We start from the raw sequence: 14,871 nt of genomic DNA on the forward strand, positions 1-14,871 counted from the left end.
GTGGTGATGGGCGGTTCTTGTGGCCGGGGTTCGGGGAGAACTCCCGGGTGATCGCGTGGATCTGCGCGCGGTTGGCCGGACGGGTCGGTGCGGTGTCGACGCCGGTGGGGTTGGTGCCTGCTGCTGGCGATCTGGACGTGGCCGGGTTGGACGTGCCGGGTGCTGATCTGGCGGAGTTGTTCGCGGTGGATCCGGTGGCGTGGGCTGCGGAGCTGGATGAGTTGGAGGCGTACTTCGGACGGTTCGGCGACAAGCTCCCCACCGAGATCCGCCGGCGCCTGGAGCAGGTGCGTTCGGACCTGGCCACCGTGAGCTGACCACCGTGAACTGACCACCCCGAGCCGACCACCCCGAGCCGACCACCCTGAACCGACCGCGCGAACCGAAGGAGACGAACCACCCATGTCCGACCCGACCCCGCCCACCGACGACCTCGGCTGGTCCCTCAAGCTCGGCCTGGCCGAGGCGATGGTGCCGCTCATCGGCCGCCTGCACCGCGACCACGGGGTGACGGCCACCGTCCACGGCCGCAGCCTCGTCGGCAAGTCCGTCGTCGACCTCATCAAGGCCCACCGGTTCGCCCGTCGCGTCGACGACGTCGAACTGTCCCTGGAGGGCAGCCTGGAACTGCTGCAGGTGCTGTGCCGCCTGCCGCTGTCACCGGCCGTCATCGACCTCGCCCGGCTCACCGGCGCGGGGGACGAGACGGCCGTCCGCGACCTGCTCGCGCCGCTGGCCGCCGCGGCGGCGCGCGGGGACCGGCCGGCGGGGCACCGCGACGTCGTCCTCTACGGGTTCGGGCGGATCGGCCGCCTGCTCGCGCGCATCCTCGTCGAGCAGGGGCAGGACCCGTGGGGTCTGCGGTTGCGCGCCGTCGTGGTCCGCCGCGGGGGCGCCAACGACCTCGTCAAGCGGGCCAGCCTGCTGCGCCGCGACTCCGTGCACGGCGCCTTCGCCGGCACCATCACGGTGGACGAGCAGAACGAGCGGATCCACGCCAACGGCACCACGATCCAGGTCATCTACTCCGACGACCCGGCGACCGTCGACTACACCGCCCACGGGATCCGCGACGCCCTGGTCATCGACAACACGGGCCGGTGGCGCGACGCGGACGGGCTGGCGCAGCACCTGCGCAGCCCCGGCGCCGGGCGCGTGCTGCTCACGGCCCCGGGGAAGGGTTCGGTCAAGAACGTCGTCCACGGCCTGAACCAGGACTCCCTGACGGACTCCGACCGCATCGCCTCGGCGGCCTCGTGCACGACGAACGCCATCGCCCCGGTCCTGAAGGTCGTGAACGACCGCTACGGGATCGTCCGCGGGCACGTGGAGACGGTGCACTCGTTCACCAACGACCAGAACCTCATCGACAACTTCCACAAGGGTGACCGGCGGGGGCGTTCGGCCGTGCTCAACATGGTGCTCACCGAGACCGGCGCCGCCAAGGCCGTCGCCAAGGCGCTGCCGGAGCTGGAGGGCAAGCTCACCGGGAACTCCATCCGGGTACCCACCCCCGACGTCTCCCTCGCGGTGCTGCACCTGACGCTGCGCGAGGCCGTCGGGAAGGCCGACCTCAACGACTTCCTGCGCCAGGTCTCGCTCGACTCCCCGTGGCAGGACCAGATCGACTACACCGACTCCCCGGAGGTCGTCTCGACCGACTTCATCGGGACCCGCAAGACCGGCGTCGTCGACGCGCTGGCGACCATCACGGCGGGGGACACCGTCGTCCTGTACGTCTGGTACGACAACGAGCGCGGGTACTGCGAGCAGGTGCTGCGGGTGGCCCGCACGTTCCAGGGCCTGGACCGGCCGGTCTTCCCGGGGGTGCAGACCCCGCTGGCGGCTCAGACGGGCGGTGCCGGGTCGTACTCGATGTGACGGCGCACCTGGCGGGCCCGGTCCACCGAGGTGGACCGGGCCACCAGGTGCAGGGCCATGTCGATGCCCGCGGAGACCCCCGCCGACGTCACGACGTCGCCGTCGTCGACGAAGCGGTCCTGCGGGCGCACCTCGATCGAGGGGTCCAGCTCGCGCAGCAGGTCCAGTGATCCCCAGTGCGTCGTCGCGGGCCGGCCCGCGAGCAGGCCCGCGGCGGCGTAGACGAGCGCGCCGGTGCAGACGCTCGTCAGGAGCGGCACCGACCGGCGCTGGGCCCGCACCCACTCCAGGTGGGCCTCGTCGCGCAGCTGCGGGCGCGTCCCGCGCCCGCCGGGGTGCAGCAGGAGGTCCAGGGGCGGGGCGTCGGCGAAGGAGTGGGCCGCGGTGATCGCCAGCCCCTTGGCGGCGGTGACGACACCGCCCGCGGGGGACAGCGTCGTCACCGTCCAGCCGTCCTCGGGGAACTGCTGGGTCCACAGGGCCAGCACCTCCCACGGTCCGACGGCGTCGAGCTCCTCGACGCCGTCGAACAGGACGATCCCGATCCGCCGCGGTGCGCTGTCCGTCACGGGATCATCCTGCCGCACGGGCTCACCCGGCGGGAGGCACGAACTCCGCGGCCAGGCGTTCCGACCCCCGGGCCAGCAGCACCACGTCGGCGCCGACGAGGACGAACCGGGCCCCGGCCTCGACGTAGCGGCGGGCGAACGCCGGGTCGAAGGCGTTGACCCCGGCCGGCCGGCCCGCCGCGCGGATCTGCGCGAGCGCGGACTCGACCGCCGCGACGACGTCGGGGTGGGTCTGCTGCCCGAGCAGGCCCATGGAGGCGGCGAGGTCGCTGGGGCCGACGAGGACACCGTCGATCCCCGGGGTCGCGGCGATGGCCCGCGCGTTGGCGACCCCCTCGGGCGTCTCGACCTGCACGAACACCGACACGTGGTCGGCGGCCTGCTGCAGGTAGCCCTCCACGCGGTTCCAGCGCGCCGAGCGGGCCAGGGCGCTGCCCACCCCGCGCCGTCCCAGGGGCGGGTACCGCGTCGCGGCGGCCACGTCCGCGGCCTGCTCGGGGGTGGAGACCATCGGCACCAGCACGGTGCGGGCCCCGAGGTCGAGCACCTGCTTGAGCAGCACCTCGTCGGCGGCCGCCACCCGCACCACGGGGACGGCCGGGTAGCCGGAGACCGCGTGCAGCTGGGCCAGCACCGACTCCAGCCCGTTCGGCGCGTGCTCCATGTCGATGAGCACCCAGTCCAGGCCGGAGCCGGCGACGATCTCGGCCACGACGGGGGAGCCGGTGCAGACCCAGCCCCCGAACAGCGCCCGGTCGGTCCCGGCCAGGGCGTCTCGCAGGGTCGTCAGCGGAAGCGGCACGAGATGGTCCCCAGTCGTCCGTAGTCGGCGAGCACGGTGTCCCCGGGCTCGATCCACACCGGCCGGGTGAACGACCCGGCCAGGACGACCTCGCCGGCGGCCAGGCCGTCGTCGTGCTGGGCCAGCTTGCGGGCCAGCCACGCCACGCCCGTCGCGGGGTGGTTCAGCACCGCGGCCGCCACCCCCGTCTCCTCGATGGTCTCGTTGCGGTAGAGCAGGGCCGAGACCCAGCGCAGGTCCACCTCCTCGGGGGCGACGGGGTTCCCGCCGACCACCATGCCGCCCATCGCCGCGTTGTCGCTGATCGTGTCCACGATGGTCCGGCCGGCCATCTCCAGGCGCGAGGACAGGATCTCCAGGGCCGGGACGACGTACTCGGTGGCGCGCAGCACGTCGAACACCGACGTGTGCGGCCCGGAGAGGGGTTCGCGCAGGACGAAGGCGAGTTCGACCTCGATGCGGACGTTGGAGAAGCGCGCGTGCTCCACGACGCTGCCGTTCTCGAACACCATGTCGTCGAACACCGCGCCGTAGTCCGGTTCGGTGATGCCGGTGGCCTCCTGCATGACCTTGGAGGTCAGCCCGATCTTGCGGCCCACGAGGCGGCGACCGGAGGCGACGGCCCGGCGGCGCCACTCGTTCTGGACGGCGTAGGAGTCCTCGACGGTCATGCCCGGGTGCCGGGCGGTGAGCAGCGGGACGGTCGTGCGGTCGCGTTCGGCGGCCGCGAGCTCGTCGGCGATGGCGGTGATGGTCTCGGGGGGCAGCACGGTCAGTCCTCTCCGTCGGTTCCTGCGGTGCGGGCCTCGAACCGGGCGCGCCACTGCGCGTTCAGGGGGAACAGCCCGTCCACGGGGTGTCCCGCGGCGACCTGCCCGGCGATCCAGGCGTCCTCCTCCTCCTGGGCCAGGGCGGCCGCGACGACCTCCTCGACGATCGCGCGGGGCACGACGAGGACCCCGTCGGCGTCGCCCACGACGACGTCCCCGGGCTGGACGGTCGTCCCGCCGCAGGCGATCGTGACGTCGGTGTCCCAGGGGACGTGCTTGCGGCCCAGCACCGCCGGGTGCGCCCCGCGGGAGTACACCGGGATGCCGACGGCGGTCACGGCGTCGTGGTCGCGCACGCCGCCGTCGGTCACGATCCCCGCGGCCCCCAGGGCGTGCGCGCGGATGGCCAGGATGTCCCCCAGGGTTCCCGAACCGGTCTCCCCACGGGCCTCGATGACGATGACCTCCCCGGCGCCCACGCTGTCGAACAGCCGCTTCTGGGCGTTGAAACCCCCGCCGTGGGAGGCGAAGAGGTCCTCGCGGTTGGGCACGAACCGCAGCGTGCGGGCCAGCCCGACGAGCTTGTGCCCGGGGTGGTTCGTGCGCACCCCCTCGACCGTGACGTTGTTCAGCCCGCGCTTGCGCAGCTGGCCGGACAGCGCCGCCGTGGGCACCCGTTCCAGGTCGGCCCGCAGCGCGGCCGGCAGTTCCCGGGAGGGCAGGCCGGCCGCCTCGCGCGAACCCCAGGCCTCCTCGCGCTGGACGTCGTCGGCAGCCGGGACCGATCCCAGGGCGGGGTCGAACCCGTGCTCGCCCTGGACGACCGTGGTGCGCAGCCGCCCCGTCGCGGGGCCGCCGGGGACGTCGACCTCGACCTCGACCACGTCGCCCGGCACGACGACGCCCGCGCCCGCGGGCGTGCCCGTGAGGATCACGTCCCCGGTCTCCAGGGTCAGGTGCTGGGAGAGGTCGGCCACGATCTGCGCCAGCGGGAACAGCAGCCGCTCGGTGGTGTCCTCCTGGACGAGCTCGCCGTTGACCCACGTGCGCACGCGCAGCCCCGCGGGGTCCAGCGCGCGGGCGTCGAGCACGGCGGGGCCCAGCGGGGTGAACCCGTCACCGCCCTTGGACCGGACGTTGGAGCCCTTGTCGGCCGCCCGCAGGTCGTACAGGCCCAGGTCGTTGGCCGCGGTGACCCCGGCGACGTGGTCCCAGGCGTCCTCGAGGCCGACCCGGCGGGCCGGTTCCCCGATGACGAGGGCGATCTCGCCCTCGAACCCGAGCAGTTCGGTGCCGACGGGGCGTTCCACGGTGCCCTCGCCCACGACGACGGAACTGGTGGGCTTGAGGAAGTAGGACGGGTGCGCCGGGCGCCGGCCGCGCTGGGCGGCGCGGGAGGCGTAGGCGAGGTGGACGGCGAGGACCTTCCCCGGCCGCTGGGGGAGGGGTCCGGGCGAGGACGGCATCGGCGCACTCCTTCGTGTGGTGTGGTCCGACCGTCGAGGTGGCGGCCGGGATCGTCAAGACCAGGCGGCTGAGGTGCCTCCTCGGTGACGTCGAGGAGATCGACCCTTGCGCGCCGTCGTGCGGGGATTTACCGTATCTCCGAAGATATACGATCCTCCGCCGGTGTTCCAGTGGTCCCGCGATCCCGTGACCGCCGGCGGACCAACGTCGAGGAGGACGTCGTGCCGGGTCCGGAGGCGGGTGTCGCCACGTCCAAGGTGGAGCTCGCCTACGAGCTGGTCCGCGAGCGCATCGTCTCCGGGCGCTACACGCCGGGTTACCGGCTCGTGCTCGGTGCGCTGGCCCGCGAACTGGGCTCGTCCTCGGTCCCGGTGCGCGAGGCCGTGCGCCGCCTGGAGGCCGAGGGGCTCGTGGAGTTCGAGCGGCACGTCGGGGCCACGGTCCGGGGGCTGGACCCGGTGGAGTACCGCTGGACCATGGAGACCCTGGCCGTGGTCGAGGGGGCCGCGGTCGGGCAGGCCCTGGCCTCGCTGACGGCGCAGGACCTGGCCGAGGCGCGGCGGCTGAACGACCTCCTGCGCGCCGAGCTGGCCGGGTTCGACCGCGGGGAGACCGACACCCAGTGGTTCAGCCAGCTCAACCAGCGGTTCCACCGCACCCTGGCGGCCCGCTGCCCCAACCCGCACCTGCTCGACCTCGTCGACCGGGGGTGGCACCGGCTCGCCACCCTGCGCACCAGCGTCTTCTCGCTGGTCCCTGACCGGACCCACCGGTCGGTGGCCGAGCACGACGCCCTGCTCGACCTCATCGCCTCCGGCGCCGGTGCCGCCGAGGTGGAGACCGCGGCCCGTGAGCACCGCGCGGCGACGCTGCGCTCGGTGCTCGCCCACGAAGCCGCCACCCGCAACCCCGAGGAGACCGCGTGACCACGCCCACGACGCCCACAACGCCCACCACCCCGACCGACCCGACCGAGCGGCACGTCCCGCAGGGGCTGCCCACCCACCTGCAGCACTTCATCGACGGGGAGCTGCGCGACTCCGTCGACGGCGCCACGTTCGGCGTGCTGGACCCGGTGTCCAACGAGGACTACGCGACCGCCGCGGCCGGGCAGGCGGCCGACGTCGACGCCGCCGTGCAGGCCGCCCAGCGGGCCTTCGACTCCGGGGTGTGGGCCGAGAAGCCCGCCCGGGCCCGCGCCCGCGTCCTGAACAGGATCGCCGACCTCGTCGAGGCCAGCGACACCCGCCTGGCCGAGCTGGAGACCTTCGACACCGGTCTGCCCATCACCCAGGCGCTGGGCCAGGCCCAGCGGGCCGCGGAGAACTTCCGGTTCTTCGCCGACCTGATCGTCGCCCAGACCGACGACGCCTACAAGGTGCCCGGCAAGCAGATCAACTACGTCAACCGCAAGCCGGTCGGGGTCGCCGGGCTCATCACGCCCTGGAACACCCCGTTCATGCTGGAGAGCTGGAAGCTCGCCCCCTCGATCGCCTCCGGGTGCAGCGTCGTCCTCAAGCCCGCGGAGTTCACCCCGCTGTCGGCGAGCCTGTGGGTGGACATCTTCACCGAGGCCGGCCTGCCCAAGGGCGTGTTCAACCTCGTCAACGGGATCGGGGAGGAGGCCGGTGACGCGCTGGTCAAGCACCTCCGGACCCGGCTCATCTCCTTCACCGGCGAGACCACGACCGGCCAGCTCATCTTCCGCAACTCCGCGACCCACCTCAAGGGCATGTCGATGGAGCTCGGCGGGAAGTCCCCGGCCGTCGTCTTCGCCGACGCCGACCTGGAGGCCGCGCTGGACTCCACCCTGTTCGGGGTGTTCTCCCTCAACGGGGAGCGGTGCACCGCGGGTTCGCGCATCCTGGTGCAGCGCAGCATCTACGACGAGTTCGTCGAGCGCTACGCCGCGCGGGCGAAGAACATCGTCGTGGGCAACCCGCACGACCCGCGCACCGAGGTCGGCGCCCTGGTGCACCCCGAGCACTACGAGCGCGTCCTGGGCTACGTCGAGGTCGGCAAGACCGAGGGCCGCCTCGTCGCCGGCGGCGGCCGCCCGGAGAACCTGCCCGTGGGCAACTACCTCGCGCCCACCGTGTTCGCCGACGTGCCCTCCACCGCCCGGATCTTCCAGGAGGAGATCTTCGGCCCCGTCGTGGCGATCACGCCCTTCGAGGACGAGGCCGACGCGGTCCGCCTGGCCAACGACGTCAAGTACGGCCTCGCGGGGTACGTCTGGACGTCCGACCTCACCCGCGGTCACCGCGTCGCGCAGTCCATCGAGGCCGGCATGGTCTGGCTGAACTCGCACAACGTCCGTGACCTGCGCAGCCCGTTCGGCGGGGTCAAGGCCTCCGGCCTGGGCCACGAGGGCGGGTACCGCTCCCTGGACTTCTACTCCGAGCAGCAGGCCGTCCACGTCACGCTCGGCGACGTCCACACCGCGCGCTTCGGCGCCCACGACACCCACTGACCCGACGTCTCGACGAGGAGAACGACCGTGACCACCGCACTGCCCACCCCGCCCGACGTGATCCGCTGCGCCTACGCCGAGCTGGTCGTCACCGACCTGCAGGCCTCGAAGTGGTTCTACACCGAACTGCTCGGCCTGGTGGTGACCCACGAGACCGAGGACACCCTCTACCTGCGGGCGTTCGAGGAGTACCTGCACCACTCCCTCGTCGTCCGGCAGGGGCCGGTCGCGGCGCTGGCGAAGTTCGCCTACCGCGTGCGCACCCCCGGTGACCTGGACCTGGCCGAGGAGTACTACCGCGCCCTGGACGTCCCGGTCCGGCGGGTGCCGGCCGGCACCACCCGCGGCATCGGCGAGGCCGTCCAGGTCGTCGACCCGCTCGGCTTCCCGGTAGAGTTCTTCCACGAGGCCGAGCACGTCGAGCGGTTCACCCAGCGCTACGACGTCCACGGGGCCGGGGCGATCTCGCGCCTGGACCACTTCAACGTCGTCACCCCCGACGTCCCGGCCGCCCGCGCCTACTACGAGGGCCTGGGGTTCAAGGTCTCCGAGGACATCGAGGACGAGCGGGGCACGGTCTACGCTGCCTGGATGTACCGCAAGCCCACCGTCCACGACGTGGCCCTCACCGGTGGGGACGGGCCGCGGATGCACCACATCGCCTTCGCGACCCACGAGCGCAGCCAGATCCTGCACCTGTGCGACCACCTCGGCGCCGTGCGCCGCTCCGACCAGATCGAGCGCGGCCCGGGCCGGCACGGGGTGTCCAACGCCTTCTACCTGTACCTGCTCGACCCCGACGGGCACCGCATCGAGATCTACACCCACGACTACTACACCGGTGACCCGGACAACCCGGTCATCACGTGGGACGTGCACGACAACCAGCGCCGCGACTGGTGGGGCAACCCCGTGGTCCCCTCCTGGTACGCCAACGCCTCCACCGTGCTCGACCTCGACGGCAACCCGCGCGCCGTCGTCGAGCGCACCGACGACCGCGAGGCCGACGTGACCATCGGGGCCGACGGCTTCTCCTACACCCGCAAGGACGACGAGGCCGTGGGTTTCAAGGTCGGTCACCAGGTGTGAGGACCGTCCGGCAGGCGCCGGTCTGGTCCCTGCGCCAACTCCTCTACTTCGTCACCGTGGCCGAGACGGGGACGATCACCGGCGCCGCCGAGCTGCTGGTGATCTCCCCGTCCTCGGTGGCCGCGGCGGTGGAGAAGCTGGAGCACGCGCTCGGGGTCCAGCTCTGCGTCCGCCGGAAGGCGCACGGCATCACCCTCACCGCCGCCGGGCAGGACCTGCTGGGGCGCGCGCGGGCCCTGCTGGAGGAGGCCGAGGAGGTGGCCGAGGTCGGCGGCGGGGTCGGGCAGGCCGTCGGGGGCAACCTCACCCTCGGCTGCTACCACACCCTCGCCCCGACCTGCCTGCCGCCGCTGCTGTCCACGTTCGCCCGGGAGCACCCCCGGGTCCGCACGACGTTCACCGAGGCCGACCAGGACAGCCTCCAGGACGGCCTGGACCGCGGGGAGCTCGACGTCGCGGTCCTGTACGACATGCAGGTCCGCGCCGGGACCGCGAGCCTGGAGCTGTTCCGCACGCGACCGCACGTCCTGCTCCCGGCGGGCCACCCGCTCGCCGGGGTGGCGGCGGTGCGGCTGCGCGACCTCGCCGCCGAACCGTTCGTGCTGCTGGACTCACCGCCCAGCTCCCAGGACGCGTTCTCGGTGTTCCGGCAGGCCGGGATCGAACCTCAGGTCCGGTTCCGGGCCGGGGGGCTGGAGACCGTCCGGGCGCTCGTCGGCCGGGGGCTGGGGTGGAGCATGCTGATCCAGCGCCCGTGGTCGGACCGCACGTACGAGGGCCGGGAGGTCCTCGTCCGTGAGATCGCCGACCCCGTCCCCGAGGTCCGGGTCCTGCTCGCCTGGTCCCGGCGCACCCCGCCCACCCGCGCCGCCCGGGCCTTCGCCCGGACGGCCCCGACGGTCTTCACGACCACCAGCACCAGCACCAGCACCAGTCACGCCGCAGTCGACGACGACGAAGGAGAACACCGTGTCCGCTGACACCACCACCGCCACCACCACCGAGGACGACCTGCTCGCCCGGGTCGTCGCCCCCGAGGGCACCGGTGAGGAGATCTTCGAACCGGCGACGGGTGACCTGCTGGGCCGCGCGCCCGTGCACACCACCGACGACCTCGAACGCCTCGTCGCGGCGGCCACCGAGGCCCAGGCCGGGTGGGCCGCGCTGGGGCACGGCGAGCGCAGCGCCCGCCTGAACCGCATCGCCGACCGCCTCGACGCCGTGGCCGAGCCGCTGGCCCGGCTGCTGGCCCGCGAGCAGGGCAAACCCCTCAACGGGCCGAACGCCCGGTTCGAGGTGGGGGCCTGCTCGTCCTGGCTGCGCGCGACGGCGGCCCTGGAGCTGCAGGAGGAGGTCGTCGTCGACGACGGCCAGCAGGTCTCCGTCCTGACCTACCGGCCCATCGGTCTGGTCGCGGCCGTCGGGCCGTGGAACTGGCCCCTGATGATCACCGTCTGGCAGGTGGCGCCCTCGCTGCGGATGGGCAACGCGGTCATCGTCAAGCCCTCGGAGAAGACGCCGCTGAGCGTGCTCGCCATGCTCTCGATCATGGCCGAGGAACTGCCCGAGGGGGTCCTCGGTGCGCTCTCCGGCGGCCGCGAGGTCGGCGCCTCCCTCGTCGCGCACCCGGCCGTGCGCAAGGTCATGTTCACCGGGTCCACCGCCGCCGGCCGCAAGATCGTCGAGGCGTCCGGGGCGAACCTGGCCCGCCTGACCCTCGAGCTCGGCGGCAACGACGCGGGCATCGTCCTGCCCGACGCCGACCCCAAGGCCATCGCCCAGGACGTCTTCTGGGGCGCGTTCATCAACACCGGCCAGACCTGCGCCGCGCTCAAGCGGCTCTACGTCCACGAGTCGATCCACGACGAGCTCGTCGAGGCGCTGGCCGAGGTCGCCCGCGCGATGCCGATGGGCCGCAGCCTGGACGAGGACAGCGTCCTGGGCCCGGTGCAGAACTCCATGCAGTTCGACGTCGTCTCCGGGCTCGTCGAGGACGCCAAGCAGCGCGGGGGCACCATCGTCACCGGGGGCGAACCCCTCACCGACCTCGGGCCGCTGTTCTACCCCGTCACCCTGGTGACCGGTCTGCACGACGGCGACCGGCTGGTCGACGAGGAGCAGTTCGGCCCGGCGCTGCCCATCGTGAAGTACTCCGACGTGGACGAGGCCGTCGCCAGCGCGAACCGGCTCGACGTCGGCCTGGGCGCCTCGGTGTGGTCCTCGGACCCGGCGCGCGCCCAGGAGGTCGCCGACCGCGTCGAGGCGGGCAGCGTGTGGATCAACTCCCACGGCGGCATCCACCCCATGGTCCCCTTCGGCGGGGTCAAGGGGTCGGGGTACGGCCTGGAGTTCGGCGTCGAGGGGCTCAAGGCGCTCGGGGTGCCCAAGGTCGTCACCCGGCGGTCCGCGGAGTGAGCCCGTACGCCCCGGGGCGCGTCGTCGTCGTCGGGGCGGGCTCGGCCGGGTCGGTCCTGACCCGGCGCCTGCTCGACGCCGGGCGGTCCGTCCTCCTGCTGGAGGCCGGACCGCCCGAGACGAACCCCGCGATCGCCGAGCTGGCCCGGCTCGGGGAGCTGTGGCACTCCGAGGTCGACTGGAACTACTACACCGTGCCCCAGCCCGGGGCCGCCGGGCGCCGGTTGCACCTGCCCCGCGGCAAGGTGGTGGGCGGCTCGCACGCCCTCAACGCCTGCATCTGGGTCCGGGGCTGCCGCCAGGACTACGACGACTGGGCCGCGGCCGGCAACGAGGGCTGGGGCTGGGACGACGTCCTGCCGGTGTTCCGCGGTGTGGAGGAGGTCCTCGACGTCGTCGCGGACTACCCCTTGCACCCGCTGCAGGCCGCCGTGCTCGAGGCCGTCCAGCAGGCCGGGGTCGCCCGCACGCAGGACTACAACGCCGGCCGGCTCGACGGGGTGGCGCCGCAGCAGGTCACGACCCGGGACGGGCGTCGGTTCAACACCTGGCACGCGTTCCTGCGGCCGGTGCTGGACCACCCGGACCTGGAGGTCGTGACCGGGGCCTGGGTCCACGAGTTGCTCCTGGACGGGGGCGCCGTGCGCGGTGTGCGGTATGCCGTCGAGGGCCGGGTCCACGAGGTCCGGTCGGACACCGTCGTGCTGTGCGCGGGCGCCCTGGACACCCCCCGGGTGCTCCTGCGCTCGGGGGTGGGGCCGGCCGGGGAGCTCGCCGAGGTCGGCGTCGCCCCCGTCCTGGACCTGCCCGGGGTGGGCCGCAACCTGCACGACCACCTGCTCGCCCCCGTCATCGCCACGGCCGAGCAGGAGGTGCCCCCGCCCGGGCCCGCGCACAGCGTCACCCAGGTGCACTGGTGGTGGCGTTCGCGGCCGGGTCTGGACCGGCCCGACACGCAGCCGATCGTGTTCTCGGTGCCGATGTACGACGAGACCCTCAGCGGGCCGGCCAACGCCTTCACCGTCTACGGGGGGCTCGTCACCCCGCGCAGCCGCGGCACGGTGCGCCTGACCGGCCCGGACCCGACGGCCCCCACCGCCGTCGACATCGGGGCGCTGACGCACCCCGACGACGTCGCCTCGCTGGTGGCGTCGGTGCAGCAGGCCCGTGAGGTCGTGCGCCAGCCCGCGCTGGCCCCGTGGGGGGCGGCCGAGCTGCACCCCGGCGCGGACGTGCGGGGCGCGGCGCTGGAGGAGTACGTGCGGCGCACCGCCGTCACGTACCACCACCAGGTCGGCACCGCCCGCATGGGCACCGACGACCTGGCCGTCGTGGACCCCCGCACGCTGGGGGTCCACGGGGTGGCGGGCCTGCACGTGGCCGACGCGTCGGTGATCCCCACGATCCCCGCGGGGAACACCAACGCCCCGGCCGTGCTGGTCGCCGAGAAGGCGGCCCGGGCGCTGACCGCGGTCAGCCTCGCGGGCTGAAGACCCCGGCGAAGAACTCGGGCAGTCCGGTCCGATCGGTCAGCGGCACCACCGCCGCCACGTACTGGTCGGGCCGGACGACCACCACGCACCCCGCCGGGTCGATCCCGCGGTCGGCGAACACGTCCTCCTCCGGGTGCCGGGCGTAGACCTTCTCGTAGTCGATCAGGCCGAACGGGCCCGTCCGCGGCAGGAACACCGCCGGGACCGTGCCCAGGTCCACCTCCGGGTGGGGGACCGGGTGCACGACCTTGACGTCGAACAGCGCGTCGAGGTCCTCCCCGGGCCGGGCGTGCGCCACGAGCGGGGAGGCCGGGTCCGTGGCCAGCCACTGCGCCCACGCGCTCAGCGCCGCGCCCGGGGCCCCGTCGGCGAAGGCGTACAACCGCCACCGGCCGTCGGCGCGGGCGTGGTGGCCGAGGTGGACGGGGTTGCCGTCGGCGACCCGGCTGACGCGCGGGGACTTGAAGCGCTTGCCGACCGTGAACCCCTTGGCGAGGTCCTGGTGCTCGTCGCCCGCGACGACCTGCGAGGCGGGGTAGTGGGTGCGGAACCCGGCGGGGAACTCGGCCGTGGCGGTGTAGAACTCCCCGAGCGCGCCGGGGTCGTCGAACTCCTCGGGCTTGCGCGCCATGAGCGTCGACCACTCCCGGTCGAAGTCGATGAGGTTCTGCGCGATGACCTGCCGCTCGGCGGAGTAGGTGCGCAGCAACGACTCCGGGCTGCGACCGGTGAGCACGTGGGCGAGCTTCCAGCCGAGGTTGAAGGCGTCCTGCATCGAGACGTTCATCCCCTGGCCGGCCTTGGCGCTGTGGGTGTGGCAGGCGTCACCGGCGATGAACACGTGCGGGTCGCGGTCGACGTCGTGCGGGACGTCGTCGAACTTGTCGGTCAGCCGGTGCCCGACCTCGTAGACGCTGTACCAGGCCACGTCCTTCACGTCGAGGGTGTACGGGTGCAGGATCGCGTTGGCCTTGGCGATCGCCGTCTCGACCGTCGTGGCGCGCACGGCGCCCGCGTCGTCGGCGGCCGTCTCGCCGAGGTCGACGTACATCCGGAACAGGTGCCCGCCCTCGCGCGGGATGTGCAGGATGCTGCCGGCCTGGGACTGGATGGCGCACTTGGTGCGGATGTCGGGGAAGTCGGTGACCGCGAGCGCGTCCATGACGGCCCACGCGTGCAGCGCGGCCTTGCCGTCCAGGGTCCGGCCGATGGCCCGGCGCACCCCGCTGCGCGCCCCGTCGCAGCCCACGACGTACCGCGCGTGGACGGTGCGCTCGGTGCCGGACGTCTCGCGCAGCCGGACCTCCACGGGACGGTCGCGGCCGTCCTGGTGCACCGTCAGGTCGACGAAGTCGTAGCCGTAGTCGGGTTCGGCCCGGCTGGGGGAGTTCGCCATGAACTCGGTGAAGTGGTCCAGGACGCGGGCCTGGTTGACGATGAGGTGCGGGAACTCGCTGATGCCGTGCGGGTCGTCCTGGGCGCGGGAGGTGCGGACGATGGAGGCGGGGTCGGCCGGGTCCGGCCCCCAGAAGCACATCTCGGTGATCCGGTAGGCCTCCTCGGTGATCGCGCCGGCGAACCCGAAGGCCTGGAACGTCTCGACGCTGCGGGCCTGGATGCCGTCGGCCTGGCCGATCGCCAGGCGCCCCTCGCGCCGGTCCACGAGGCGGGTCGTGATCTGCGGGAAGACCGAGAGCTGGGCGGCCAGGAGGACCCCGGCGGGGCCGGCCCCCACGACGAGGACGTCGACGTCCTCGGGCAGCTCGGGGTCCCAGGTGGTGCCGGCGGGGGCCGGGGCGACGCGCGGGTCGCCCGAGACGTACCCGTGGTGGTGGAACTGCATGAGGGATCCTCCCGGACGACGGTGTCGCCCCCGACGCTAGGTTTGCCCGGTACGGGGGTCAACCACCGG

At 73.4% G+C, this 14,871-nt stretch carries 13 protein-coding genes; 8 read left to right on the plus strand and 5 right to left on the minus strand.

Annotated elements, in window-relative coordinates:
* The coding region (locus AB2L27_RS15045; RefSeq protein ID WP_370442300.1) for a phosphoenolpyruvate carboxykinase domain-containing protein at positions 1 to 317 on the plus strand (317 nt) is incomplete at its 5' end.
* 85 nt (positions 318 to 402) lie between these two features.
* On the plus strand, positions 403 to 1,881 hold the full coding sequence (locus tag AB2L27_RS15050; RefSeq protein ID WP_370442301.1) for a glyceraldehyde-3-phosphate dehydrogenase: 1,479 nt from the start codon (positions 403 to 405) through the stop codon (positions 1,879 to 1,881).
* Here the strand turns inward: AB2L27_RS15050 and AB2L27_RS15055 are convergent.
* The 4 genes from AB2L27_RS15055 to AB2L27_RS15070 are packed head-to-tail and all read right to left on the minus strand — an operon-like array spanning position 1,848 to position 5,488.
* A complete protein-coding gene (locus AB2L27_RS15055; RefSeq protein ID WP_370442302.1) occupies positions 1,848 to 2,450 on the minus strand; it encodes a DJ-1/PfpI family protein in 603 nt (200 codons plus the stop codon). The genes AB2L27_RS15050 and AB2L27_RS15055 overlap by 34 nt on opposite strands.
* 22 nt (positions 2,451 to 2,472) lie before the next feature.
* A complete protein-coding gene (locus AB2L27_RS15060; RefSeq protein ID WP_370442303.1) occupies positions 2,473 to 3,252 on the minus strand; it encodes an HpcH/HpaI aldolase family protein in 780 nt (259 codons plus the stop codon).
* Positions 3,237 to 4,022 (minus strand): 2-oxo-hept-4-ene-1,7-dioate hydratase, encoded by a 786-nt coding sequence (gene hpaH / locus AB2L27_RS15065; RefSeq protein ID WP_370442304.1) that lies wholly within the window; start codon positions 4,020 to 4,022, stop codon positions 3,237 to 3,239. The genes AB2L27_RS15060 and hpaH overlap by 16 nt, the downstream gene beginning before the upstream one ends.
* Positions 4,023 to 4,024: 2 nt before the next feature.
* On the minus strand, positions 4,025 to 5,488 hold the full coding sequence (locus AB2L27_RS15070) for a fumarylacetoacetate hydrolase family protein (RefSeq protein WP_370442305.1): 1,464 nt from the start codon (positions 5,486 to 5,488) through the stop codon (positions 4,025 to 4,027).
* A 222-nt stretch (positions 5,489 to 5,710) separates the two neighbouring features.
* Here AB2L27_RS15070 and AB2L27_RS15075 point away from each other — a divergent pair, with 222 nt between their 5' ends.
* The 6 genes from AB2L27_RS15075 (at position 5,711) to AB2L27_RS15100 (ending at position 12,956) form a co-directional block, all read left to right on the plus strand.
* On the plus strand, positions 5,711 to 6,415 hold the full coding sequence (locus AB2L27_RS15075) for a GntR family transcriptional regulator (RefSeq protein WP_370442306.1): 705 nt from the start codon (positions 5,711 to 5,713) through the stop codon (positions 6,413 to 6,415).
* A gap of 68 nt (positions 6,416 to 6,483) precedes the next feature.
* Positions 6,484 to 7,962 (plus strand): 5-carboxymethyl-2-hydroxymuconate semialdehyde dehydrogenase, encoded by a 1,479-nt coding sequence (gene hpaE, locus AB2L27_RS15080; RefSeq protein WP_370442398.1) that lies wholly within the window; start codon positions 6,484 to 6,486, stop codon positions 7,960 to 7,962.
* Between the two features lie 27 nt (positions 7,963 to 7,989).
* Positions 7,990 to 9,051, plus strand: a complete 1,062-nt coding sequence (gene hpaD / locus AB2L27_RS15085; RefSeq protein ID WP_370442307.1) for a 3,4-dihydroxyphenylacetate 2,3-dioxygenase — start codon at positions 7,990 to 7,992, stop codon at positions 9,049 to 9,051.
* Entirely contained in the window at positions 9,048 to 10,031 is a 984-nt protein-coding gene (locus AB2L27_RS15090) for a LysR family transcriptional regulator (RefSeq protein ID WP_370442308.1), read from the plus strand. Before hpaD ends, AB2L27_RS15090 begins: the two co-directional genes overlap by 4 nt.
* Positions 10,021 to 11,466 (plus strand): aldehyde dehydrogenase family protein, encoded by a 1,446-nt coding sequence (locus tag AB2L27_RS15095; RefSeq protein WP_370442309.1) that lies wholly within the window; start codon positions 10,021 to 10,023, stop codon positions 11,464 to 11,466. The genes AB2L27_RS15090 and AB2L27_RS15095 overlap by 11 nt, the downstream gene beginning before the upstream one ends.
* The gene (locus AB2L27_RS15100; RefSeq protein ID WP_370442310.1) at positions 11,463 to 12,956 is read left to right on the plus strand and encodes a GMC family oxidoreductase; all 1,494 of its coding nucleotides are present in this window, start codon (positions 11,463 to 11,465) and stop codon (positions 12,954 to 12,956) included. The genes AB2L27_RS15095 and AB2L27_RS15100 overlap by 4 nt, the downstream gene beginning before the upstream one ends.
* On the opposite strand, the gene AB2L27_RS15105 is transcribed toward AB2L27_RS15100, so the two are convergent.
* Positions 12,940 to 14,802: an FAD-dependent monooxygenase gene (locus AB2L27_RS15105; RefSeq protein WP_370442311.1), complete on the minus strand. Its 1,863-nt coding sequence runs from the start codon at positions 14,800 to 14,802 to the stop codon at positions 12,940 to 12,942. The two genes, AB2L27_RS15100 and AB2L27_RS15105, sit on opposite strands and share 17 nt — an antisense overlap.
* Between the last annotated feature and the right edge of the window lie 69 nt (positions 14,803 to 14,871).

The sequence above is a fragment of the Kineococcus halophytocola genome (genome assembly GCF_041276425.1).
Classification (GTDB): domain Bacteria; phylum Actinomycetota; class Actinomycetes; order Actinomycetales; family Kineococcaceae; genus Kineococcus; species Kineococcus halophytocola.

Coding starts and splice junctions, on each gene's coding strand:
- AB2L27_RS15105 (WP_370442311.1), bottom strand. CDS start 14,802: ATGCAGTTCCACCACCACGGGTACGTCTCGGGCGACCCGCGCGTCGCC.
- AB2L27_RS15070 (WP_370442305.1), bottom strand. CDS start 5,488: ATGCCGTCCTCGCCCGGACCCCTCCCCCAGCGGCCGGGGAAGGTCCTC.
- AB2L27_RS15050 (WP_370442301.1), top strand. CDS start 403: ATGTCCGACCCGACCCCGCCCACCGACGACCTCGGCTGGTCCCTCAAG.